The organism is Pyxidicoccus sp. M6 (genome assembly GCF_055568925.1).
Window position 1 is genome coordinate 4,361,646 of sequence record NZ_CM145714.1, and the last position, 23,479, is coordinate 4,385,124.

Sequence of the window (23,479 nt, forward strand, 5' to 3'; positions counted from 1 at the left end):
GGGCCGCGGCAAGAGAGCGCGGGCTGGCTGCTGCTTCAGCCGTCGTGAGCCGCGAGCGCCGCGGGCAGGGTGTCATCCGCGGGCAGATGCACCACCAGCTCGCCTCCGTCTTCCGTCGGAAGCGACAGCCCGCCGCGCAGCCGCTGCGCGAGGTGTCGCAGCACGGCCCCCGTCTTCTCCGGCAGCGCCTTGCCTCCGCGCGCGTCCACGCGCAGCCGCCACATGCCCAGGTCCTCCGCCGGCTCCACGCGCACCGTCACCGCGCCCGCTGAGACCACCGCGCGAGCCAGCGTGCGCACCAGCAATTCCACCTGGGGCCTCGCTCCCTTCACCGCCACGGGCCGGTCCGGCAACGTCATCGTCACGTCCACCGTGCGCCCCGCGCGCACTGCCGGAAGGAACGCGGCGCGGAGAATGGGACGCGCGTCATCCACGCACTCGCCCAGGCCCTTTCCCAGACGCCGCTCGATGAGCGCGCCCTGGTCGTTCGCCACACGCTGCATCCGGTCCAGATATCGCTGCATCGGCGGAGTGAGCGGGCCCGCGGTGCCCTTCGCCATCATGTCCACGTAGCCCTTCATCACCATCAACGGCGTACGCAAATCATGTGACGCCCGCGAGCGCCGCCGCTCCGCCTGCGACACCGCGCGCTCCAGCCGCTGCTTCGCTTCCAACAGCCGCGCCTGCCGTGCGCCCGCGTCCACCTCACGCGCGTGCGCCGCCATCAACGCGCCGCCGAAGCGCGCGAGCCGCGTGAGCACCTCCTGACTCGAAATGCCCAGCGGCTCCGGCCACACCACCAGCGCCTGCCTCCGCGCCGTCGAGGCACACGCTCGCGCCGGAGCGGCATGGCCCGCCCTCGCGACGCACGTGCGTCCGTCATAGAGCGCCGCGCCCGAAGCGCCGGTCAGCCGCAGTGCCTCGCGCACCAGCGCGTCCAGTCCCGCGCGCGTGCCACACCGGAGCGCTCGCTCGGCTACCGCCGCGAGCACTGTTTCCACCCTTGCATCGAGGCTGTCCTCGATGCGCCGCCCCATCCATTCCCCTGCCCGCACGCGCCAAGGTATGGGCATGGCACCGCCGGGACGCAACGCTGCCCACCCTGGGAAGCGAAGGGGGCGCCGATCGGAAATCCTTTACCCATGTCAGGCCTCACTTCTCCCGAATTTTTACCGTCATACGGGGCGGGGTGAGCGTCCAAACCCCTTCAACTCCTCGGGAGTACCCACTGGCCGGGCGTTTGCTAACAGGCATCGCGACGGGCGGCGGAAGGGACGGATGGGGACTCTCGACTACTACGCGGCGATCGCTCGACTTGCCCCGGCGGGGCTGGCGCGGAGCGCGGTGCGGCGGGTTCAAGGCGTGGCCAGGCAGGCGCTGTATCGCCGGCGCGAGCGCGCCGACGAGGTCCAGCTCCTCCAGACCTTCGGTGCCACGAGCGCCGACGCGCTGGCGGACCTGGCCCTGGGACAACGCTCCTCGCGCATCTGGTGCGAAGTCTCTCATCGCGCCTCCGTGCGTGAAGCGCTGGCGGGCATTCCCGGCGCAACCGTGCGCGCCCGGGCCCGTGCGCTCGCGGCGCTCCGGCAGGAATGGGACATCTTCGGCACGCGCGTGGCCTTCGGTGAGGGCAACCCCGTGGACTGGTCCCTGGACCCGGTCAGCGGCCACCGCTACCCGGTGGAGCCCGTGGAGCGGATGCCGCATCACTCGACGGGGAAGGACCCGAAGTACCCGTGGGTGATGGGCCGCCTCGACAGCGTGGTTGCTCTGGGTCAGGGCTACTGGGTTGCGGATGCAACTGTTGAACGCTCGCGCTTCGCCACGGGCTTCGTGACGCAGACGCTGGATTTCCTCCAGGCCAACCCCGTGGGCATGGGCGTCCATTGGACGTGCCCCATGGAAATCGCGCTGCGCGCGGCCAACCTCGCGCAGGCGCTGGCCATGTTCTCCGACGCGCCCGAGGTGCACCGGCCCGAGTTCCTGGTGCCGTTGCTGGGCGCGCTCGCCGAGCACACCGCGTGGGTGGAGGCACATCTGGAGGACAGGGGCGCGGTGCCCAACAACCACCTCGTCTCCAACTACGTGGGCCTGCTCATCGTGGGCCTGCTCTTCCCGGAGCTGCCGGGCGCGCCGCAGCAGGTGGCGCTCGCGGTGTCCGGCCTTCGCGAGCAGGTGGAGCAGCAGGTGCACCTCGAGGGCACGTCCTTCGAGGGCTCCATTCCCTATCACCGCCTCGCGGTGGAGCTCTTCACGCTCGCGTACCTCGCGGCGCGCGGCGCGGGCGTGTCACTGGGCCCGGCGTACGAGTCGCGGCTGCGCCGCATGTTCCACGCCGTGCGCGCGTGGTGCTCGGAATCAGGCCTGGCGCCGCAGATTGGCGACAACGACTCTGGCCGCGTCTTCCCGCTGTGTGAGCGCGAGGACAACGCGCACGGCTACCTCGTGGGACTGGGCGCGGCGCTTTTCGGCGACACGGGCCTGGGCGGTGGCGAGCTTCCGGACGAGGCGGCGTGGCTGCTGGGCCGTGCGGGCGCGGAGCGCTTCCATTCGTTGTCCGTGGCTCCCACGCCGGTGTCGGTGAGCTATCCGGAAGGTGGCTTCCACATCTTGCGCGGCGCGGGCGCCGTTATCACTGTCAGCGCGGGCAAGCAGGGGCAGGGCGGCGTCGGAGGACACAGCCACAACGACAAACTTTCTTTCGAGCTCCACCTCGACGGGCACCCCGTCATCGTGGACCCCGGCACGGGCACGTACACGCGAGACCCGGCCACGCGGAACTGGTTCCGCGGCACTTCGGCGCACAACACGGTGCAGGTGGATGGCGCGGAGCAGGCCTTCCTCGACCCGGCGCGGCTCTTCGCGCTGCCGGAGGAGGCCCGGGCCCGCGTGGTGGCCTTCCTTCCCGGAGGCACCGTGGACCGGCTGCTGGTCCGCCATGACGGCTACCGCATGCTGCCGGCGCCGGTGGGCATCGAGCGCACGTTCCGCCTGGACCGGCACGAGCGCGCGCTGTCGGGACGCGACAGGTTCATCGGCATGGGCCGCCACGACGTCGTGGGCCGGTTCCACCTGCCGGACGAGGCGGCGCGGATGGTGGCGCCGGACATGCAGGTCCTCGCGCGCGCGCGGCGCGTGGCGGAGGGGCCGGTGGAGTTCGAGCCGCTCGCGGTGGAGCTGGGCCCGGAAGGGGCGCCCCGCGCGTGGTTGGTGGTGGAGAAGGGATTGGCGCTGAAGCTGGCGCCGTCGCGGTATTCGCCAGGGTATGGCCGGGTGGAATCGGCGCTGGCGGTGGAGTTCCGGGGGCAGGTGACTCCTCCGGTGTGGCTGAGGTGGGTGGTTGTCTTCAGGTGAGTGTTGGGTCGGGGCGTGACCGTCTCTGGCGGCACGTCGCATCAGGAGAGGTGAGGACGATGAGGGTGATGGTGAGCAGCCCGCTGCTGGATCGCATCAAGAAGCGGGACGCGAAGGTGGGCGTGGTGGGTCTGGGTTATGTCGGTCTGCCGCTGGGCATGGCCTTCGCGGAGGCGGGCTTCCCGGTGATGGGGCTCGACATCGACAAGCGCAAGATTGACAAGATTGAGAAGGGCGAGAGCTACATCAAGCACATCCCCAGCGCGCCGCTGGCGGAGCTGAGCAAGGCTGGCAAGCTGAAGGCGACGTCGGACTTCGCGAAGGCGAAGGACATGGACTGCGTCATCATCTGCGTCCCCACGCCGCTCACCGCCTCGCGCGAGCCGGACATGAGCTTCATCATCCAGACGGGTGAGGCCCTCGCGCCGTACGTGCGCCGCGGCCAGCTCTTCATCCTCGAGTCCACCACCTACCCGGGGACGACCGAGGAGGTGCTCAAGCCCCTGCTGGAGAAGAACGGCCTCAAGGCCGGCGTCGACTTCCACCTGGCCTTCAGCCCCGAGCGCGAGGACCCGGGCAACAAGAGCTTCAACACCAAGACGATTCCGAAGATTGTCGGCGGCTACTCTCCCGAGTGCTCCGAGGTGGCGTGCGCCCTCTACGGCAGCGCCCTGAAGGAAGTGGTGCCGGTGTCCTCCACCCGCGTGGCCGAGCTGGCCAAGCTGCTGGAGAACATCTTCCGCTGCGTCAACATCGCCATGGTCAACGAGATGAAGATGCTCTGCGACCGCATGAACGTGGACGTCTGGGAGGTCATCCAGGCCGCCAGCACCAAGCCCTTCGGCTTCATGCCCTTCTTCCCGGGCCCGGGCCTCGGTGGGCACTGCATCCCCATCGACCCGTTCTACCTGACGTGGAAGGCGCGCGAGTACGAGTTCCACACCAAGTTCATCGAGCTGGCCGGCGAGGTGAACTGGCAGATGCCCTACTACGTGGTGCAGCGCACCATGGAGGCCCTCAACAACCAGCGCAAGACGCTCAATGGCGCGAAGGTCCTCTGCATCGGCGCGGCCTACAAGAAGGACATCGATGACATGCGCGAGAGCCCCTCGCTGCGCGTCATGACGCTGCTCAAGGAGAAGGGCGCCGAAATCAACTACCACGACCCGTACGTCCCCGAGCTCCACAAGGGCCACGGCTTCAACATGGAGCTGAAGTCGGTGCCGCTGAACGTGGACACCCTCGGCAAGTACGACGCGGTCCTCATCCTCACGGACCACTCGAACATCGACTATGCCGCCGTGGTGGCCAACTCGCAGGTCGTCATCGACACGCGCAACGCCACGAAGAATGTCAGCAAGGGCCGCGAGAAGGTGACCAAGGCCTGAGCCTCTGACGAGGAGTTGCCCGGATACCGACCCTCCGGGCAGGGGGCCTCGTCTCCGGACGTCGGGAGGGGCGTTCGGAGGCGAGGACCTGCTCGTGTTACGTCGGGGGTTGGATAAAGTAGAGGGGTGCGAACCCTCTTCCGTCCCGTACTCCCTCTGCTGATGGCCTCGGCGGTGTTGATGGCGGCGGCGCCCGCGCCGGATGCCCGCGTGACGCTGCTCGACGCCATGGCGAGCGAGCTGGCGCGCAACCAGCAGCAGTTGAAGATGCAGAGCCACGAGCCGCCGTACTTCATGAGCTATCAGCTCAAGGACAGCGAGCAGACAGCCGTGGCGGCGCGTTACGGCGCCATCTTCCTCGATGACAGCTATCGGGAGCGGAAGCTCTACGTCGACGTGCGCGTCGGCAGCTACGAGTTCGACAGCTCCGTGCCGGAGGGGCTCGACTTCAGCTTCTCCACCAAGGGCACCAGCTACATCGCGCGCAAGGACGGCCCGCTGGACGACTCGCCGCTGGCGCTGCGCACCTCGCTGTGGCTCGTCACGGACGAGAAGTACAAGTCCGCGCTCTTCCAGTACCTGAAGAAGAAGGGTGAGGACGTCTACGCGGTGGAGGACCCGAAGCGGCCTCCGTCCTTCACGAAGGAGAAGCCCGCCACCCTCGTGCAGCCGCCCCTGGCCGCCCCGTTCAACCGGGAGCGCTGGGTGAAGCTGTCGCGCGAGGTGTCCGGCCTGTTCAACGCGCATCCGGAGATTTTCGACTCGGAGGTGCGCGTCACCGCGGACAAGACGACGCGCCTGTTCGTCTCCACGGAGGGCAGCCGCATCATCACCGAGGAGGTGCTGTACGGCCTGCACGTGTCGGCGGTGACGCGGGCGCCGGACGGGCAGCTCCTGGACGACTCGCGTGACTTCTACACGCCCACGGAGGCGGGGCTGCCGGACGACGCGACGGTGCGCGAGGCGGCGGCGAAGGTCATCGAGGAGATGCTCGCGCTGCGCGCGGCGCCGGCCATCGACCCGTACACGGGCCCGGCCATCCTCGCGCCCGAGGCCTCCGGCGTGCTCTTCCACGAGGCGGTGGGCCACCGGCTGGAGGGGGACAGGCAGGACGGCGACAACGAGGGCAAGACGTTCAAGGGCCAGGTGGGCAAGGCCGTGTTGCCGTCGTTCATCTCCATCCACGACGACCCGTCGGTGCGGCAGCTCAACGGGGAGCCGCTCAACGGCTACTACCTGTTCGACGAGGAGGGCGTGAAGGGGCAGCGCGTGACGCTGGTGGAGAAGGGCGTGCTGCGCAGCTACCTGCTGGGGCGCATGCCGGTGGAGGGCTTCCTCCAGTCCAACGGACATGGGCGCAGCCAGGGCACGCTGAAGCCGGTGGCGCGCATGGCCAACCTCATCGTGGACAGCACGAAGGCGGTGAGCGACGCGGAGCTGAAGAAGCTGCTCATCGCCGAGGCGAAGCGCCAGGGCAAGCCGTATGGCCTCATCATCCGCGACATCACCGGCGGCAATACCAATACATCCAACTACGGCTACCAGGCCTTCAAGGGCGTGCCGCGCATGGTGTACCGCGTGGACGTGAAGACGGGGCAGGAGTCGCTGGTGCGCGGCGTGGAAATCGTCGGCACGCCGCTGTCGGCGGTGAATCGCATCATGGCGTCCGGGCAGAAGCAGGGCGTCTTCAACGGCTTCTGCGGCGCGGAGAGCGGCAACGTGCCGGTGTCCACCGTGGCGCCCGCGATTCTCCTCCAGGAGATGGAGCTGCAGCGGGCCATGGAGGGCAAGGACCGCCCGCCCATCCTCTCCAGCCCGGCGGCCCTGAAGGACACGGCGGTACAGAAGGCCACGCCGTGACGCGGCCGTGTCCCGGGGAGGGGTCGTCCCTCCCTTGGCTCACGGTGTGACCGCACCCGTGCCAGGGGGTACTTGTGCTGGCCCCCGCGACTTGCGTCTGATGAGGCCGATGCGCTCCGTCCGCTTCCTCGCGCTGCTCGTGCTCACCGTGGCGTCCGCCGCGCGCGCCCAGCCTGTGTCTCCGGCTTCCCTGGAGCTGATCCATGAGGACCGGCTCGGGGCGGCGGGCGGCTGGGAACTGCGCTCAGTGGAGTACGTGCTGGATGGGCAGCCGCTGAGGGATGGAGCGAAGGTTCCGCTTCCGCCCGGCATGCGCCAGTTGGACGTGCGCGTGGTGTACGAGGGGCGCTCGCCCGTCTTCTCGTACGTGGACGGCTACCGCTTCGTGATGCGGGGCCGCGTCACGCTGGACGCGCGGCCGGGTGACACGGTGCGAATCACCTCCACCGCCTTCGAGCGCGAGGGCGTCACGGTGCAATGGGCGCAGCGCCCCGCCTTCGTGCTCGCGGGCCAGCCGCAGGACGCGGTGGTGGGCATCGAGTACGGGCCGGTGGAGAACCTGCCGCTCGCGGAGGCCGCGGCCCTGCGTGCGGTGGACGAGGTGCTGGCCGAGGCGCGGCGCCGCGTATCCGAGTCGCCGGCACGCACGACTGCCTCGTGCGCGATGGAGCCCGTCTTCTTCGGCTTCTTCGACACGCGGTTGAGCCCGGAGGCGGAGGCCGTGCTGCGGCGCTCGGCGGCGTGCCTGCTCCAGCAGCCGGCGCTGCGCGTGCGCCTGGAGGGCCATGCGGACGCGAGCGGGCCCGAGTCCGTCAACGCGTCGCTGGGCCAGGGCCGCGCGCAGTCCGTGGCCGCGTATCTCCTGTCGCTCGGCGTGGAGCGCGCGCGGCTGGTGCTGGAGTCGCAGGGCGCCACGCGGCCACCGTGCCCCGAGCACACGCCCGAGTGCTTCTCGAAGAGCCGCCGCGTGGAGCTGGTGGCGGAGCCCGTGGGCCCCTGAAGCAACTCAGTTCGGGTGCTGCCGCGCGCTGGCCAGGGCGAGCAGGCCGTGGATGTGCGCGGGCTGGAAGGGCTTGGTGAGCAGCGGGTTGCGCACCTGCTCGACGAAGCGCTGCATCTCGGGCGTGAAGGCGCCGCCGGTGATGAAGGCGATGCGGTCCTGGAGTCCCGGCCACGACTCGCGGACCGCCTGGTACACGTCGATGCCCGTCAGCTCGGGCATCATCAAGTCACAGAGGATGAGGTCGAAGCGCGCGTCCTCTCGCAGCCGCTCCAGCGCCTCTCGGCCGTTGGTGGCCGTGACGAGCTCATGCCCGCGCAGCATGCGCCGCAGCAAATCCAGCACGCGTGGCTCGTCGTCCACCGCCAGCACGCGCCGGCCGCTGGTGGGCGGCACCATCTCCTCGCTCTGGGCCTTCGGCGGAGTGACGTCGATGCGCGGCAGGCTTACCTCCACCTTGGTGCCCTGGCCGGGCTCGCTGCGCGCCGTCATGGTGCCGCCGAAGGACGTGACGATGTCGCGGCAGATGGCCAGCCCCAGGCCCATGCCGCCGCCACCGCGCTTCGTGGTGAAGAACGGGTCGAAGATGCGGGGCAGCACCTCCGGGGGGATGCCGCGCCCCGTGTCGGAGATGGCCAGCAGCACGCCGCCCGCGGTGTTTCGCAGCGAGACGGTGAGGCGGTTCTCCGAGTAGTGCCCCTCGGGAATGGCCTGCGCCGAGTTGAGCACGAGGTTGAGCACCACCTGGCCCAGCTTCGTCGTGGTGCCGCGCACGCGGGGCAGCTCCACGTCGTACTCGCGCACCACCTCCGCGCGGTGGCGGAGCTGGTTGGCGGCGATGCGCAGGGTGCTCTCGACGACGGCCTTCAGGTCCACCGCCTCTTCGTCCGCGGAGTCCCCGCGCGAGAAGGAGCCGAGGTCCGCGACGATGCGGCGGATGCGCCGCGCGCCCTCCAGCGCCTCGTCCAGCACCTGTTGGCACTCGTCCGCGAGCCCCTGCGTCGTGTGGGGGCAGGGGAGCTGCTGCTTCAGGTACTCCAGGTTGCCCGTCGTGTACGCGAGCGGGTTGTTGATTTCGTGCGCGAGCCCCGCGGCGATGATGCCCAGCGAGCGGGCGCGCTGCTCCGTCTCCTTCTCGTGGAGGAGCAGCGTGTCCCTCCGCTTGCGCTCCAGCGCCGTCACCAGCGCGCTGCCCGTCAGCCCCAACAGGTGCAGCTCCTCCGGCGTCCAGTTGCGGGGCGCACCCACCGCGTCGAACCCCATCCACCCGCACAGCCGGCCCCCGAGCGACAGCGGCGCGTTGACGTAGGCACGTACACGTCGCGCATCGAAGGCGCCGCGCTCGCCGGCGGCCTCGGGCGGCAGCATGGCCGGGTCCGACACCGTCACCGTGCGGCCCGCCTGGAACTCCCGCAGCGTCCACGCGAAGGAGGAGGTGGACTTGCCGCGCAGCCGCTCCAGGCCGGCGGGCTCCGTGCCCGGCGCGCACCACTCGTACGCGTCCGTGATGACTTTGCCGTCCTCGGAGATGAGGCCCACATAGCAGCGCTGCGCGCGCACGTGCTGGCCGAGCAGCGCGAGCGCGGCGCGGATGCCGGACTCCATCTCCTCCGGCGGAAGGTTGAGCAGCCGCTGCGAGGTGTCGGCGATGAGTGCGCTGCGCTCCAGCAACTTCCCCAGCTCGCCTCGCATCTGGCGGAGCGCGGCCACCTCTCGCTTCAGGGCGAGGTGGGCCTCGTCGCCCACGCCGGAAGTCTCCTGGGCGCACAGGCGCTCCAGGACCTCCTCCGACTGCTGAAGGCGCTCCAGCAGTGTCCGCGACCCGGGCTCCTCGCCGGACGGCTCCTGCCGTGCACCTTGCTGCTCGACCATGAACTCACCCCTCGGTTCCGGGCAGCGCTTCCCCAAGTATCTCCCGGATTCCAACGCGGCGAGAATAATGTCACCAGTTTGTTGCCTGCATCCACTGTGCAGTTTTGAAAAGTGCAAGTAGGCGTCACCCCGTGCATCAGCGTGCCTCAAGGGGCCGTGGGAGGCGGGATGGAGGGCGCCGGCCGCTGGGGCGCGAGCTTCCGGCCACCCTTGAAGCCCCGCCAACGCACGTAATTCCGGAAATCCTGGAGGAAGGTCTCCGGTGGGAGGCCCACGGCCTCGGTGAAGGCGGCGGTGAAGTCCGGCCCCCGGCTCATGGAGTGGAGGACGTTGCGCACGGTGGGCTCGCCGTAGCGGCGCACCAGGAAGGTGAAGGCGTGGTGGGCGGCCCCGTAAACGATGTCGCTGTCACCCTGGTACAGCGTGTCCGCCTGACTCAGCGGGTCGGCGGTGGGGTGGTTGCGCCAGAAACGCTCCAGGTCGTCCAGGCTGGGGACGCGGTAGCCCTGCTCGGCGGTGTACGAGGCCATGCCCTCGCGGAACCAGAGGGGGATGCCCTTGCGCGTCCAGCCCATCCGGTCCGAGGCCACCTGGTACATGAGGCTGTGGGTGAGCTCGTGCAGCAGCAGCTCGTCCACCTGCGTCTGGCTGGCGCCGAGCAGCGTCCAGGTGCTGGGGCTCTGGAGCTCTATCTGCTCGTAGCGGGCCCAGGCGCGGAGGAAGTCGTAGCCGGAGCGGTTGGCGGCGCGCTCCAGCGCGGCGTGGTTGGGGTGGATGACGATGGTGACGGAGTCGTCGAAGGAGCCCCAGCGGGCCAGCTTCGGCAGGGCGCGCTCCACGGCGAGCCTCACCTGGTCGGCGGAGGCGGCATCCTTGTCGCGGAACTCCACGTCGATGCGGGGGCCGGAGGGAGCCTTCATGAGCGCGCCTTCCGCCGACTGCTCGGCGGCCACGGCGGGCACGCTGGTGCTGCGGGTGCTGGCGCAGCCGGTGAGCCACGCCGCGACGAACAGCGCCGCGACCCGGCCGGGACTCCACCCCCTCTGCGTCCTTCCCCGCATCACGTGTCTCACTCCGCCCCAAACCAGCGCAGCACCGCGCGCCCCACGTCGGCGACGGTGGAGAAGGACTCCACCTCCGGCGCGGGAGGTCCGAAGTAGAGCACGGGCACGGGGTGGACGGTGTGGCCCCGCGTGGAGAGGTCCTCCACATTGCCGTGGTCACTACAGACGAGCACCCGGGCGTCCGATGGACGGGCGGCCACCACCGCCCGTGTGAAGGCGTCGAAGGTGTCCAATGCGCTCAGGGCCGCTGTCCAATCCTGGGCATGGCCGGCCTCGTCCGCGAGGTAGTGCTCGAAGTAGGTGAAGTCCGCGCCCGAGGCGACGTGCCAGAAGACACGAGCGGCCTCCTCGGGCGTGCGCTCGGGCGCGGGCAGGCCGTGCGCACGGGCGGCGGCGCCGGTGATGTCGGGCGTGAGGCCGTCCCCGGCGCGCGCGTCATCGAGCGTCCGCAGGAGAACACCGCCGGCGGTGAAGGCGAGCTTCGCGGCGGAGGGCTTCACCTTGCGGCGCGCCTCGGCGGGGATGGTGAACTCGGGCGGTGAGGTGCTCTGGCGGCGGGGCACGCCCATCGCGTCCAGGTACGGAGCGGGGTACGCGTTGGCGAAGGTGGCGGTGCGGCCGGCGGCGCCCAGGCGCTTCACGATGGAGCGGTCCGCCATGAGGCCGCGCAGGGGTGCGTTCGGGTAGCCGAGGACGTGCTGGCCGAGCAGCTTGGGGGCCGGGTCTCCGGTGAGGATGGCCGTCTGGTTGGAGGCCGACTGGGGCCGGCCGGCCACGCCAAACGTCGTATCCACGGGGATGATGCGGCCGCCGTCCGGCAGGGCGGGGGGCGGGGAGTCCTGGAAGCAGGAAAGCAGGTGCTCCCTGTGGGCAAGCGGGTTGATGGCCGGGTCCTTGCGGCCGATGCCCACGCCATCGATGAACAGGAGCGCGACGCGCACGGCGGTCGACTGTATCCTCAACTCTGACAGCATGGCCCTCCACGGCGACCTCTTCAGCTATCCGCTTCCCGAGTTCCTTCAATGGTTGGACAGCTCCCGCAAGACGGGCACGCTCCAGCTCTCCTGGGAGGCCGGCGAGCGGAAGCTCTTCGTGCTCTCCGGCCAGGTCAGCGCCACGGCGTCCGAAGGCCTGCGGGGCCGGGTGGCGCGGCTGCTGACGCTGGGGAAGCTGGCGGCGGGGACGAAGGTGCTCGCCGCGTTCGATGAACTGGCGCGCACGCCGGACGTGGACGCGGCGTTCGACTCGCATGGCATCCAGGCGCGGTGGATTCGCGATTTGGGCCGCGAGGAACTGTTCGCGGCGATGACGGACCTGACGATTGCCGCGCGGGGCACGTTCCACTGGACGGAGGACGCGGACCGCTCGGGCGAGGACTGGGTGCCGTCGGACATGAGCATCCGCGAGCTGCTCTTCGAGTCGCTGCGCTGGGTGGATGAGCAGCCGGACGTGGAGAAGGCGCTGCCGATTGATGCGTTGAGCGTGAAGGCGCTGGCGCCGCCGAGCCCGAGCCAGCCGCTGATGCACCGGCTCATCCTGACGCTGTGCACGTCGCCGCAGAACCTGGGGCGGCTGCGGTTGTCGATGGGCGTGTCGCGCTCGTCGGTGACGCGGCGGGTGTACGAGCTGCTGCGGGCGAAGCTGGTGGAGGTGGACGGGGCGCCGCAGGTGGAGGCGGACCCGGTGGCGGAGATGCTGGAGAAGGGCGCGGTGCTGATGCGCGAGGGCCAGTACGACGCGGCGGGCATCGTCTGCGCGTCCCTGCTGGCCAGCGACCCCGCGGACCGGCGCGTGCGCGAGTTCGCGCGCCTGGTGCAGCGCGAGCACGTGGCCGCGCTCTACACGGAGATGCCGCCGCTGGTGATTCCGGTGATGATCCACGACCCGCAGGGGCTGGCCCTGCTCAAGCCGGAGGAGCGGCAGATTGCCGGGCTCGTGAATAGCGCGTGGGACGTGTCCACGCTCGTGCTGGCGAGCCCCGCGCGTGAGCTGGAGACGCTGAAGACGCTGGCGAAGCTGCAGCGGATGGGACTGCTGCAGCTCACGTATCCGCGCTGAGCGTTGTGCCTGTCCGCGCCGCGCGCTGCATCCATGATGCGGCGGCAGCGACGGCACCCGCCCGGTCGAGCCTCACCGGGCGAGGGCTACTCCGCGTTCGGCAGGCCCACCGAGTTGAGCCGGATGAACACCTGCATCAGCACGTAGAGGGCGAACGCGGCGTCATCCACGCGGATGTGCTGCTGCGTGGCCAGGCCCTGGAAGCGGAGCAGGTCCGCGCCGTCCACGCGGAGCAGGTACGCCTGCTGCGTCAGCGAGCCCTCACCGGCGTACGCCAGCGCGCGGCGGATGGCGTCCGTGCACGCGGCCACGCACGTCGCGTAGTCGCCCGACATGAACGCGGCCTCGGCGGCGCGCGCGTGGTCGAACATGTCGCCCGGTGCCAGCGCGCTCGCCGCGCCCAGCAGCTTGGGGCCCGTCTGGGGCGAGGCCACCGGCGCCGCCTCCATGCGCGGCGGCGGCACCACGGCCACCGGTGCCACGCGAGGCACCGGCGTCGGCGCCAGGGCAGGGGCGGGGCCTCCCGTGAAGGCCATGGGCGAGGCCGGCTGCGTCACGTGCGGCTGCTGCCGGTTCTGCAGGTGCTGCGTGAGCTGCGCCTCCAGGCCCGCGGGCTGCGGCCCGCCCGTCGGCGTCGTGGGACGCGGCGGCGGGACGATGCGCTTGGCGCGCAGGTCCTTGATGACCAGCCGCGTAATCGCCTTCAGCGTGTCCAGCACGCCGCGCCCGTTGGCGGCCGCCGTCTCGAACTCGGGCACGCCGCGCGGGTTGAGCTCCTTGTGGAGCACGTCCACCGGCAGCACGCCCTCCAGGTCCCGCTTGTTCCACTGCATCACCAGTGGGAAGCGGTCCAGGCGGATGCCGTGCTCGAAGAGGTTCTCCTCCAGGTTGGCCAGTGACTCGCGGTTGGCGTCCATCGCCTCCGGCTGCGAGTCCGCCACGAACACCACGCCGTCGGCGCCCTGGAGCACCAGCTTGCGGGTGGCGTTGTAGAAGACCTGGCCCGGCACGGTGTACAGCGCGAGCCGCACGGAGCAGTCGCCCACGCGCTCGACCTTCACGGGGAGGAAGTCGAAGAAGAGCGTCCGGTCCCCCTCCGTGGCGATGGACATCATCTCGCCGCGGTGCGCGGGACGCACGGTCTCGTAGATCTTCCGCAGGGTGGTCGTCTTCCCCGACAGGCCCGGCCCGTAGAAGACAATCTTCGCGGCCACCTCGCGGGCCATCAGGTTCACGCTGCTCACGGTGTCAGCTTACCTAGAACGACTCGACGCCTCGCGCCAGTTGCGGACGGCACATTCGCCGCCGTTCCCACCAGATGCTCGGCCGCCAGGAGGGCAAAGAGGGCGGCCTCTTTCGCTCCTTCCGGGAAACCGAGAGCCTCCAACGTCCGCACGGGCAGGGGCGCCAGCCGGGCCCGCAGCCGCTCCATCATCGCAGGGTTTCGCGTCCCTCCTCCCGAGGCATACATCCCCTCCAGACCCGGGAAGCGCGGGAGCAGCCACATTTCATGGGCCCGGGCGATGCTCTCCACCGTGAGCTCCAGCGCCGTGGCCATCAAGTCGTAGGGACGCTCCGCGTACCGGGCCCAGAGCCGGTCCACCAGCACCTCCCCGAAGCTCTCGCGGCCGGCGCTCCGGGGCGGGGGCTGGGCCAGGAAGGGGTGCGCCAGCAACTCCTCGAGCAGCTCCGGAATCACCCGGCCCCGGCGGGACAGCGTGCCGTCCAAATCGCACGCGAGCGCACCCTGTGTGACACGCCGGGCCAGCCCGTCCAGCACCATGTTGCCGGGCCCGGTATCGAAGGCGAGGGTGTCCTCGAGCCTCGCGCTGACGGCGCTGACGTTGCCGATGCCGCCGATGTTCAGCAGGGCGCGGGGGGCGTCGCGGCCCCGGAAGAGGGCCCAGTCCAGGTAGGGCACCAGCGGCGCGCCATGGCCTCCGGCGGCCACGTCCCGCGTGCGGAAGTCGCTGATGACGGGCACGCCGGTGCGCTCGGCGATGACGGCGGGCTCGCCAATCTGGAGCGTGGAGGGCGTCTCGTCCGTGCCCGGCGGCAGGTGCGCCATCGTCTGCCCGTGCGAGCCGATGGCGGCCACCTGCTCCGGCGACACCCCGGCGCGGGCCATGACCTGCTTCGCGGCGTCAGCGAAGTGCTCGGCCAACTCGAAGTTGAGGCGGCTCAGCGAGGCCGCGTCCTGCGGCCCCAGCACGCGAGCCACCAGCTCGCGGGGGAAGGGCACGGAGACGTGGGCCAGCAGCTTCAGGCGCACGCTGTCCCCCGTGCCCGTCACCTCACACAGCGCCGCCTCCACGGCGTCCACGCTGGTGCCGGAGAGCAGGCCCACGCACAGGCGGGACTGGCGCGCGTCGCTGAGGGGTGGGGGCAGGCGCATACCGGGAGTGTATGCCCCAGGGCCCACGCCCCGCTCCTCACCGGGGCTTCTTCGTCCGCGCACTCCGTCGCCCGCCGGGCGAGAGGGCACGCAGGCCCTCGGCCTGGAGGCGCTTCCGGGCCTCCTTCGCGTCCAGCCCGGTGAAGTGCATGGCCAGCGCCAGCTTCACCTCGCCGCCCGCGGCTCGCAGCAGCTTCGAGGCTTCGGTCGCGGGCAGGTCCGTCAATTCCGCCACCATGCGCGCCGCGCGCGTGCGCAGCTTCGCATTGGCGGGGCGCACGTCCACCATGCGCCCCCGGTACACCTTGCCCAGGGAGACGAAGGCCGCCGTCGTCATGGCGTTGAGGATCAGCTTCGTCGCGGTGCCGGCCTTCAGCCGCGTGGAGCCCGCCACCAATTCCGGCCCCGTGCGCGCCAGCACCACCGTGTCCGCGTCCACCTTCGGGCCAGGAGGGTTGCAGCACACCAGCACCGTGTGTGCGCCGCGCCGCCTCGCCTCGCTCAGGGCGCCCAGGACATACGGGGTGGAGGCGCTGGCGGAGATGCCGCACACCACGTCCTTCGGGCCCGCCCGGAAGGCGCGCACCGCGGTGGCTCCGGCCTCGAGGTCATCCTCGGCGCCCTCCACGGCATGCGTCAGCGCCCGGCGGCCACCAGCGATGGCGGCGCGAACCTGGGACGGAGGGACTCCGAAGGTGGGTGGGCACTCGCTGGCGTCCAGAACGCCGAGCCGCCCGCTGGTACCCGCTCCGACGTAGAGGAGCCGGCCACCTGCCCGCAACGCATCCGCCACGGCCCGCGCCGCTTCGCCAACAGCGGGAAGCGCGGCACGAACCGCTCGGACGGCGGCCAGGTCTTCGTCATGCAGCCGCCGGACGATGCTCTGGATGGGACGTAAATCCAGGTCGTCCGCGCGGGGGTGAAGCCGCTCGGTGGGGGGCAGTGACGGCGGTGAGGCGCGAGACGTGCCCACCCTCGAGCGTCCAGGCCTCAGGCGGCCTTGGTCACCTTTCCTGCCTTGATGCAGCGGGTGCACGCCAGCACGCGAGTGGTGCTGCCTTCGACGGTCGCCCGCACCTTCTGGAGGTTCGGGAGGGTCCGCTTCTTGGTCTTGTTGTTCGCGTGGCTGACGTTGTTACCCACCAGCGGACGCTTCCCACAGATGTCACACTTCCACGCCATGACTTCTAACTCCTTGAAAACTGGGGCGTCGGACGCCTGCCGATTAAAAGAGCGGCGGAACCTGCCAGAAGACGGACAGGAAATCCAGCCTATACCGCCAGAGGATCATCCCTTGAGCGGATCCTTCTTCTTCAACATCTCCTGAGCCATTCGAGCGGATCGGATTCCGGCGAGCAGCTCGCCCTCCAGGCCGAGGCCGGGCAGCACCTCCCGGCTGGCGAGGAGGATGTTCTTCGCCGGCGTACGCTGGCTCAACCCCGTGACACCCAGGAAGGCTTCCGACTCGAAGCTGTAGAGGGGGTGGGGCATGAGCCGGCTGCCGCGCACTCCTCCGGCGTCCAGGTAGGGGGCCGAGCGCAGCAGGCGGTGCTGCGCGGTGAAGGGCATCAGCGCATCGAGGTGCTCGTCGATGCGGTTGGCCACGCCGCGCAGGTGCTCCTCGCCGAGGTCGCGATAGGAGTCCGGAACGAAGGCGCCCGCGCACACCACGCGCAGCCCTTCCGCCTCCTTGGCCTCCTTGCCGCCGGGGCCCGGGGCGGTGCGCGCCAGGTGGACCTGCACCAGCAGCGGGCCCAGCTCCTGGTCTCCGGTGTCCACCAGGGCCAGCTCGCCCAGGCCACGCGGCAGGGCCGACTCCGGCACCACCCAGTTCACGGTGAACAGGAGCGACTTGGTGGACGACTGGTCCAGGTGCTCCAGGAGGCCGCGGTTGTGCTTCTTGTCCGTGACGAGCCGCCGCAGCGCGCCGGAGTCCGTGGCCGCCACGAGGCACGAGGCGCGGTACACCGTGTCCGAGCGCAGCAGCTTCATGCCGGCGAACTTGCTGCCGTCGAAGGTGAGCTCCTCGACGATGAAGCCCGCCGGGCTGTCTCGGCCGAGCACGTCGCCGCCCAGCTCCATGACGCGGCGGGTGAGCAGCTCACGCAGGCCCTCACGCCCGCCGTTGAAGCAGGACGGGGAGGACAGCACCTGGGAGATGGGCCTCGAGCGGGACAGCGGCGACTCGGGGCTCTCCAGGTGGCTGACGAAGGGGAGCAGCCCGCGCACCAGCTTCATCGCGGGGGCGTCTCCGGCGAGCCGGGGCGGGGCCTCCAGGCCGGGGTGGGCCTTGATGAGCTTGTTGAGGCCCCACTTCTCGAAGAAGCCGTCCGGAGGGAGGGCGGGTACTTCCTTGAAGAAGGCGTCGGTCGTCTCGTGCTGGGCGGCGGCGCCGGCCAGGGCTCCGAGGAGCGCCTCTCCCTCCTCGCCGAGCTCGCGCGTGGCCTCGGCCTTGCGGCGGGCCGCGTCGGCGTGGAGGTCGAGGCGGTTCCTGGGGAGGAGGAGCTGCAGGTCGGGGACGTGGGGCCGCAGCGAGCGCTGCACGGTGCCGGTGAGGCCCAGCTCGGTGAGGGCCTCCTCCACCACGGGCATCGTCTTGAGCGGCGGCGCGACGAAGGGGGCGTAGGGGAGCACGTAGCCGTCGTGCTCGTAGCCCGGGCCCATGCCGTCGTGCTCCACCAGCAGGACGCGGTGGCTGCGCTTCGCGAGAAGCGCGGCCGCGAGGGCACCGCCCAGCTGACTGCCGAGCACGATGACGTCGTACACGTGCCGGGAGGGGCCCGAAGGAAGCTTGAGTTTGGCTGAGGACGTCGCCATGGGCGCGCAACACTACACAACGTGCCCGCCGCTGGCGCCCTTTTGGCGCATCGGGCCCGCACGGGTGCGGCTGGCCCCGGGGCGCGTGTGCCCGGTACCTACCAGGGCGCCCGGCCTGCCTCGAGGCGGGCTACAGCGCCGGTTGTCCCCGGAGGCGCCCCATGGCCCAGGCGGCCCCCGCCCCGAGCACGTACAGCGTGCACGCGATGACGAGGGCGAACTTGATGGAGGCACAGACGCCCGCGAGGACCGTCAGGAGCGCGGAGGGATTCCGGCTGACGGGGACGTCGAGGATGCGCAACAGACACAGGTTCTCGACGACGTCGAAGAGGCCCGCCAGCCACGGCGTGAGCGCGAGGCCCAGGCCCAGCCTCTGGAGCCGGCCGCTGCTGCCGCGCGCGACGAGCAGCACCAGCCCGGTCAGCAGCGTCGCGTAGGCCACGATGTATGGGAAGTCGATGACCACCGAGTCCCACGCGTTGGAGGCCTTCACCGGGCCCCAGGAGTCGAGCAGCGCGCGGGCCCGCTCCGGCGTCCAGACGAACTCGAAGGCGATGATGTCGGGCCCGCTCACCGACATCCGGCCGGCGATGAGCGGGACGGCGATGGCCGCCAGCACCGTCAGTCCCCCCAGGATGGGCTTGGGCGGGAACTCCAGCAGCCGTCGGAGGAAGCTCATGCGCGCGCCCCTTTTCGCGAGGCCTTCGTGCAGCGGTGCCTCGCCAGGCCCGTGAGCTTGGGCGGCGAGGCGCCAGGGACGCAATGCTTCAGGCTCGCGCGTCGAAGAGCCGCGCCTCCACTTCCTTCGGGAGCGTCATGAAGTCCGGGACCGTCCACCCGGCACCGGCCTCGCGAAGCTGCTCCGCTGGAGCGGCGGTGGTGATGCCCACCGTCGTCATGCCCGCGTTCTTCGCCGCCATGACGCCCAGCACCGCGTCCTCGAACGCGAGGCACTCGGAGGGCTCCACGCCCAGCGCCTTCGCCGCGGCGAGGAAGATGTCCGGCGCGGGCTTGCCTCGCGTCACCTCCTCGGCGCCCACCACGCGGTTGAACAGGGGGCGGATGCCGAGCCCGTCGAGCACCAATTCGCGGTTGCCCCGCGGCGCGGCGGTGGCGATGGCGATGGGAATGCGCGCCTCGCGCAGCCGGGTGATGAAGGCCTCCGCGCCCCGGTGCAGGCGCAGGTGGGGCCGGTACAGCGTGCGGTAGTGGTTCTCCTTCTCCTCGGCGAGGTGGTTCATTTCGTCATGGGGCAGTTCGCGCCCGAGGATGGCCGGGAGGATTTCTTCGTTCTTCTTCCCGGCGAAGTGCGTCTGGAAGTCCTCGGCCGTCAGCGACAGCCCCAGCCTGCGGGCGAGCGTCACCCAGGCCTGGTTGTGGAAGACCATGTTGTCGACGAGCGTCCCGTCCATGTCGAAGATGACGGCGCGCAGGGGAGCCATGGAGGAGGTCATGGTGTCCCCCATAGCGCTTCCGGCGCCGGGGTGGGCCAAGGAATCCGCGCAAGGTGGCCGCCCGCCTGATATCCCCTCCGAGCATGAGTGATGACGTGCTCCTGGAGACGCGGGGGGCGGTGGGCGTGGTGACGCTGAACCGTCCCAAGGCGCTGAACGCGCTGGACCTGGGAATGTGCCGGACGATGCTCCCCCAGCTCGACGCCTGGGCGAGGGACGCGGCGGTGAAGGCCGTGGTCATCCGGGGCGCGGGCGGCCGGGCCTTCTGCGCCGGAGGCGACGTGCGCGCGGTCGCCGCCTCGCTGGCCACTTCACCGGCCGAGGGACAGGAGCGGCTCTCCCGCGAGTTCTTCCGCGCCGAGTACGCGCTCAACCACCGCATCCACCACTTCGGCAAGCCGTTCATCGCGCTGGTGGACGGCATCTGCATGGGCGGCGGGCTGGGGCTGTCCATCCACGGCGCGTACCGCGTCGTCACCGAGAAGCTGGTGCTGGCCATGCCCGAGACGGCGATTGGCCTCTTCCCCGACGTGGGTGGAGGCTGGTTCCTCCCGCGCTTCCCCGGCGAGTCGGGCACGTACCTCGGCCTCACGGGCGCGCGGTGCAGCGCGGCGGATGCGCTGTGGCTCGGCTATGCGACACACCACGTGGAGTCCGTACGGCTGGACGCGGTGCTGGAGGCGCTGGTGGGCGCGGAGTGGGGAAGCGGCACGGCGAAGGCCGTGGTGGAGCGCGTGCTCGCGGGCTTCCACGCGGACGCCGGCACGTCGGCGCTGGCGGTGCAGCACGCGGCCATCGACCGGTGCTTCGCGGCGGAGCGGGTGGATGACATCCTCCAGGCGCTCGAATTGGAGGGCACTCAGTGGGCCCAGGAGACGTGGGCCACGCTGATGCGCATGTGCCCCGCGAGCCTCAAGGTGACGCTGCACCAGCTCCACATGGGCCGCACGCGCGACTACGACGAGATGGTGACGGTGGAGTACCGCCTCAGCCAGACGATGACGGCGCGCGCGGACTTCCGCGAGGGCATCCGCGCGGTGCTCGTGGACAAGGACAACAAGCCGCGCTGGCAGCCGCCCACATTGTCCGAGGTGTCCGACGCGGACGTGGAGGCCTGCTTCGCGCCGCTGCCGGAGGGCGACTGGGCGCCGCCCGCCCGGTAGCGGTGTCGTTCCGTCAACCCAGGGACGCCATGATGCCGCGCTGTGAGAGCTGGACGCGGCGGCGGATGACGCGGATGCACTCGATGGCTTCCTCCACGCTCTCGGCTTCGGCCGTGGGGGCATTGAAGCGCACGCCACTGGTGATGATGGTGACGCGCACCGCGGTATCTCCACCGACCCGGTAGGAGATGCCCATGTAGTTGTTGGTCAGGTCTGCCCGGAATGTGCCCCAGAGGGACAGGGCTTCGTCGCGGACATGAAAGTCATCGAGCACGATGACCACGTCAGGCTTTCGCTCCAGCGTGAATTGCTTGAGCCCACACTTCCATTCCTGATGCCAGGCGAGAATGTCCTCCCGGGTGCGCAGCGTGCAGTGAGCCGTTGCAATGACGATGTCGTTCACCAGGTCGTATCTGAAATCAATCATTCACGGCCCCCACGGTGCGCCCCACCTTTCAGGCGCGCACGTGCGCCTGTCGAGCCGGGCTGTAGCGTTGAAGCCTGTCTGTGATTTCAGGACGAAGCAAGGCGCGGGGCTGCTCTGAGTCTGAGAATGTCCCGGATTGTGAGAAGGTTTTATCCGCTCGGTGACGTCGGGTCCGGCGCTCTGTCTGTCAATAGGGGCCGGGCCCGTGCCGATGTCAGGGATTGAACGCCCGGCGGCTGCTAGAGGTCCTCGTCGCTGAGGACGGTGATGCCCTCGGCGAGCAGCAGCGCGGCGGTGATGCCTTCACCGGACCGCAGCTTGCCGGCCTCGTACACGTGTTGCGTCCCGCACGAAGGGCTCTTCTCCTTCAGGAGGGCCACCGTCGCGCCGAACTTTCGTGCTGCTTCCAGGGCCATGCGCGCGCCACGCAGGAAGGCGTCGGTGCGGTCCACACCGGCCTCACGCTCCAGGGCCCGCGCGCGGCCCGCCCAGACGTCCACGCCGGTGCCGCCGCTGAGCTCCACCGGAGGACGCGGAATGGGCAGACCCGAGCCCACCTCCGGGCACATGGGCACGACTTCCTTGCCCTCCAGCGCCGCCATCACCCGCTCCGAGCGCTTGGAGCATCCGTCGAAGCGGCAGGCCTCGCCCAGGAGGCACGCGCTGACAAGCACCACCCGGGCCTCGCGCAGCGCGGTGACGCGGTCCTCACGAGAGAGCGAGGCCGCCTCCGTCATCCCCGCGGCGCCCCGGGGCTGCGCAGGGACAACTCACCCACCGTGGACTGTGCGTCCACGCGCGTGCGCGTCCCATCCATCGTCACCTTGCCCGTCACCGCCAGCCGCACGGCGAGCGGATAGAGCCGATGCTCCTCGGTGAGGATGCGCGCGCTCAGGGACTTCTCGTCATCGTCCGGCAGCACCGGCACGGCGGCCTGCGCGATGATGGGGCCCGTGTCCGTGCCCGCGTCCACGAAGTGCACCGTGCAGCCGGCCACCTTCACCCCGCGCTCCAGCGCCTGCCGCTGTGCATGCAGCCCGGGGAAGGACGGCAGCAGGGAAGGGTGGATGTTCAGCACCCGCCCCGCGTAGTGCCCCAGGAAGTCCGCGCTCAACAGGCGCATGAACCCCGCCAGGCACACCCACTCCACGCCCGCGCCGCGCAGCGCCTCCCGTAGCGCCTGCTCGAAGTCCGCCTTCGAGGCGAAGGCCTTGTGGTCCACCACCACCGCGGGCACGCCCGCCTTGCGCGCGCGCTCCAGCGCGAAGGCGGTGGGCACGTTGGACACCACGCAGGCCACCTCGGCCGGGAAGCCCTCCTGCGCGCACGCGTCCAGCAACGCCTGCAGGTTGCTCCCGCTGCCGCTGACGAGCACTCCCAGCCGCGCCCGCTTCGCGCTCATGGCTCGATGACCGCCGTCGCCTCGCCCTGGCCGGCTTCCACGCGGCCGACCTCGGTGGCCTGCACGCCGCGCGCCTTCAGCACGCTCAGCGCCTGCGCCACGTCCTCCTTCGCCACCACGACGATGAGGCCCAGGCCCATGTTGAACGTGTTGAACATCTCGTCGCGCGCCACGCCGCCGCGCTTCGCGATGAGGTCGAAGATGGGCGGCTTCGTCCACGTCTTCTCGCTCAGCACCGCGCGCGTGCCGTCGGGCAGGCAGCGGGGCAGGTTGCCCGGAATGCCGCTGCCGGTGATGTGGGCCATGCCCTTCACCTTCACCGCCTGGCACAGCGCCAGCGCGTCCTTCACGTAGATGCGCGTGGGCTCCAGCAGCGCGTCCGCGAGCGGCCTGTCCAGGCCCTCGGGCGTCGAGTCCAGCGACAGCTTCGCGTCGTCCAGCAGCACCTTGCGCGCCAGCGAGTAGCCGTTGCTGTGCAGTCCGGACGAAGTCAGTCCGATGAGCGCGTCACCGGGCTTCACGCTCTTGCCGTCGATGATGGCCGAGCGCTCCACCACGCCCACGCAGAAGCCCGCCAGGTCGTACTCGCCCCGCGCGTAGAAGCCCGGCATCTCCGCCGTCTCGCCGCCGAGCAGCGTGCACCCGGCCTGCTCGCAGCCCTGGGCGATGCCCTTCACCACCTCGGCGGCGGCGTCCACCTCCAGCCGGCCGGTGGCGAAGTAGTCGAGGAAGAACAGGGGCTCGGCGCCGCAGGTGAGGATGTCGTTCACCGACATGGCGACGAGGTCGATGCCCACCGTGCCGTGGCGCCCCGCCGCGAAGGCCACCTTCAGCTTGGTGCCCACGCCGTCCGTGCCGGCCACCAGCACCGGCTCCTTGTACTTGCCGGGCGGCAGTGCGAACAGGCCACCGAAGCCACCCACCCCGGCCACCACCTCGGGGCGCATGGTGCGCGCGGCAAAGGGTTTGATGCGCTCGACGAACGCGTCGCCGGCCTCGATATCCACTCCGGACTGCTTGTAGGTCGTTCCCACGGGCGGCCTTCTACCCGGCCGGAGCCCGCATGTCTCGGGCCCTGAAACAGCGGTGTCGCCTTTGCGGCGTGTCATGGGCCGGCCCGCCGGCGCGGACTGGGACGGCGTCTTCTCCGCCCCGACCCGCCAGGTCACACGCGATGTCCCACACGCGGTGCACAGCAAGGATATTTGACCGGTGGGGTGGGGGC

Annotated in this window: 21 protein-coding genes; 6 read left to right on the forward strand and 15 right to left on the reverse strand. The window is 70.5% G+C overall.

The window, feature by feature from the left end; all coding sequences use genetic code 11:
* Positions 1–35: 35 nt before the first annotated feature.
* Complete coding sequence (locus ACVTJA_RS17375; protein ID WP_465837496.1) at positions 36–1,037, reverse strand: sensor histidine kinase; 1,002 nt, start codon at positions 1,035–1,037, stop codon at positions 36–38.
* Positions 1,038–1,278: 241 nt separating this feature from the next.
* Here ACVTJA_RS17375 and ACVTJA_RS17380 point away from each other — a divergent pair, with 241 nt between their 5' ends.
* The 4 genes from ACVTJA_RS17380 (at position 1,279) to ACVTJA_RS17395 (ending at position 7,602) form a co-directional block, all read left to right on the forward strand.
* The gene (locus tag ACVTJA_RS17380) at positions 1,279–3,354 is read left to right on the forward strand and encodes an alginate lyase family protein (protein ID WP_465837498.1); all 2,076 of its coding nucleotides are present in this window, start codon (positions 1,279–1,281) and stop codon (positions 3,352–3,354) included.
* A 68-nt stretch (positions 3,355–3,422) separates the two neighbouring features.
* Positions 3,423–4,742 (forward strand): nucleotide sugar dehydrogenase, encoded by a 1,320-nt coding sequence (locus tag ACVTJA_RS17385; protein ID WP_465840421.1) that lies wholly within the window; start codon positions 3,423–3,425, stop codon positions 4,740–4,742.
* A gap of 162 nt (positions 4,743–4,904) precedes the next feature.
* A complete protein-coding gene (locus ACVTJA_RS17390; RefSeq protein WP_465840422.1) occupies positions 4,905–6,602 on the forward strand; it encodes a TldD/PmbA family protein in 1,698 nt (565 codons plus the stop codon).
* Positions 6,603–6,711: 109 nt separating this feature from the next.
* A complete protein-coding gene (locus ACVTJA_RS17395) occupies positions 6,712–7,602 on the forward strand; it encodes an OmpA family protein (RefSeq protein WP_465837499.1) in 891 nt (296 codons plus the stop codon).
* A 6-nt stretch (positions 7,603–7,608) separates the two neighbouring features.
* On the opposite strand, the gene ACVTJA_RS17400 is transcribed toward ACVTJA_RS17395, so the two are convergent.
* The 3 genes from ACVTJA_RS17400 to ACVTJA_RS17410 form a co-directional block, all read right to left on the reverse strand.
* Positions 7,609–9,474 carry a hybrid sensor histidine kinase/response regulator gene (locus ACVTJA_RS17400; RefSeq protein WP_465837501.1) on the reverse strand — a complete coding sequence of 622 codons (1,866 nt, stop codon included), beginning with the start codon at positions 9,472–9,474 and terminating at the stop codon, positions 7,609–7,611.
* Between the two features lie 146 nt (positions 9,475–9,620).
* On the reverse strand, positions 9,621–10,535 hold the full coding sequence (locus ACVTJA_RS17405) for a hypothetical protein (RefSeq protein WP_465840424.1): 915 nt from the start codon (positions 10,533–10,535) through the stop codon (positions 9,621–9,623).
* Positions 10,536–10,543: 8 nt separating this feature from the next.
* Positions 10,544–11,479: a metalloenzyme gene (locus ACVTJA_RS17410; protein WP_465837502.1), complete on the reverse strand. Its 936-nt coding sequence runs from the start codon at positions 11,477–11,479 to the stop codon at positions 10,544–10,546.
* Positions 11,480–11,510: 31 nt separating this feature from the next.
* On the opposite strand from ACVTJA_RS17410, the gene ACVTJA_RS17415 reads away from it, so the two are divergent.
* Entirely contained in the window at positions 11,511–12,596 is a 1,086-nt protein-coding gene (locus tag ACVTJA_RS17415; protein WP_465837503.1) for a DUF4388 domain-containing protein, read from the forward strand.
* An 86-nt stretch (positions 12,597–12,682) separates the two neighbouring features.
* Here ACVTJA_RS17415 and ACVTJA_RS17420 read toward each other — a convergent pair whose 3' ends face one another.
* From ACVTJA_RS17420 to ACVTJA_RS17450, 7 genes are all read right to left on the reverse strand, one after another.
* On the reverse strand, positions 12,683–13,840 hold the full coding sequence (locus tag ACVTJA_RS17420) for a GTP-binding protein (RefSeq protein ID WP_465837504.1): 1,158 nt from the start codon (positions 13,838–13,840) through the stop codon (positions 12,683–12,685).
* Complete coding sequence (locus tag ACVTJA_RS17425) at positions 13,837–14,991, reverse strand: anhydro-N-acetylmuramic acid kinase (protein WP_465837505.1); 1,155 nt, start codon at positions 14,989–14,991, stop codon at positions 13,837–13,839. Before ACVTJA_RS17425 ends, ACVTJA_RS17420 begins: the two co-directional genes overlap by 4 nt.
* Positions 14,992–15,028: 37 nt before the next feature.
* Positions 15,029–15,964 carry an N-acetylmuramic acid 6-phosphate etherase gene (gene murQ / locus ACVTJA_RS17430; RefSeq protein ID WP_465837507.1) on the reverse strand — a complete coding sequence of 312 codons (936 nt, stop codon included), beginning with the start codon at positions 15,962–15,964 and terminating at the stop codon, positions 15,029–15,031.
* Positions 15,965–15,981: 17 nt separating this feature from the next.
* Positions 15,982–16,173, reverse strand: a complete 192-nt coding sequence (gene rpmB / locus ACVTJA_RS17435; RefSeq protein ID WP_206729283.1) for a 50S ribosomal protein L28 — start codon at positions 16,171–16,173, stop codon at positions 15,982–15,984.
* Positions 16,174–16,278: 105 nt separating this feature from the next.
* Positions 16,279–17,808 carry an NAD(P)-binding protein gene (locus ACVTJA_RS17440; protein ID WP_465837509.1) on the reverse strand — a complete coding sequence of 510 codons (1,530 nt, stop codon included), beginning with the start codon at positions 17,806–17,808 and terminating at the stop codon, positions 16,279–16,281.
* Positions 17,809–17,938: 130 nt separating this feature from the next.
* Entirely contained in the window at positions 17,939–18,487 is a 549-nt protein-coding gene (locus tag ACVTJA_RS17445; RefSeq protein ID WP_465837510.1) for a hypothetical protein, read from the reverse strand.
* A gap of 88 nt (positions 18,488–18,575) precedes the next feature.
* The gene (locus tag ACVTJA_RS17450; protein ID WP_465837511.1) at positions 18,576–19,262 is read right to left on the reverse strand and encodes an HAD family hydrolase; all 687 of its coding nucleotides are present in this window, start codon (positions 19,260–19,262) and stop codon (positions 18,576–18,578) included.
* 83 nt (positions 19,263–19,345) lie between these two features.
* Between ACVTJA_RS17450 and ACVTJA_RS17455 the strand changes: the two genes are divergently transcribed.
* Positions 19,346–20,425, forward strand: coding sequence for an enoyl-CoA hydratase/isomerase family protein (locus ACVTJA_RS17455; protein WP_465837512.1), 1,080 nt, complete (start codon positions 19,346–19,348; stop codon positions 20,423–20,425).
* A 13-nt stretch (positions 20,426–20,438) separates the two neighbouring features.
* On the opposite strand, the gene ACVTJA_RS17460 is transcribed toward ACVTJA_RS17455, so the two are convergent.
* The 4 genes from ACVTJA_RS17460 to purM all read right to left on the reverse strand — a co-directional run bounded on the left by ACVTJA_RS17460 (position 20,439) and on the right by purM (position 23,288).
* Positions 20,439–20,828 carry a hypothetical protein gene (locus tag ACVTJA_RS17460; RefSeq protein ID WP_465837514.1) on the reverse strand — a complete coding sequence of 130 codons (390 nt, stop codon included), beginning with the start codon at positions 20,826–20,828 and terminating at the stop codon, positions 20,439–20,441.
* A gap of 263 nt (positions 20,829–21,091) precedes the next feature.
* A complete protein-coding gene (locus ACVTJA_RS17465) occupies positions 21,092–21,589 on the reverse strand; it encodes a 2-thiouracil desulfurase family protein (protein ID WP_465837516.1) in 498 nt (165 codons plus the stop codon).
* Entirely contained in the window at positions 21,586–22,254 is a 669-nt protein-coding gene (purN, locus tag ACVTJA_RS17470) for a phosphoribosylglycinamide formyltransferase (RefSeq protein WP_465837518.1), read from the reverse strand. Before purN ends, ACVTJA_RS17465 begins: the two co-directional genes overlap by 4 nt.
* Positions 22,251–23,288, reverse strand: coding sequence for a phosphoribosylformylglycinamidine cyclo-ligase (gene purM / locus ACVTJA_RS17475; RefSeq protein WP_465837520.1), 1,038 nt, complete (start codon positions 23,286–23,288; stop codon positions 22,251–22,253). The genes purN and purM overlap by 4 nt, the downstream gene beginning before the upstream one ends.
* Positions 23,289–23,479: the final 191 nt, after the last annotated feature.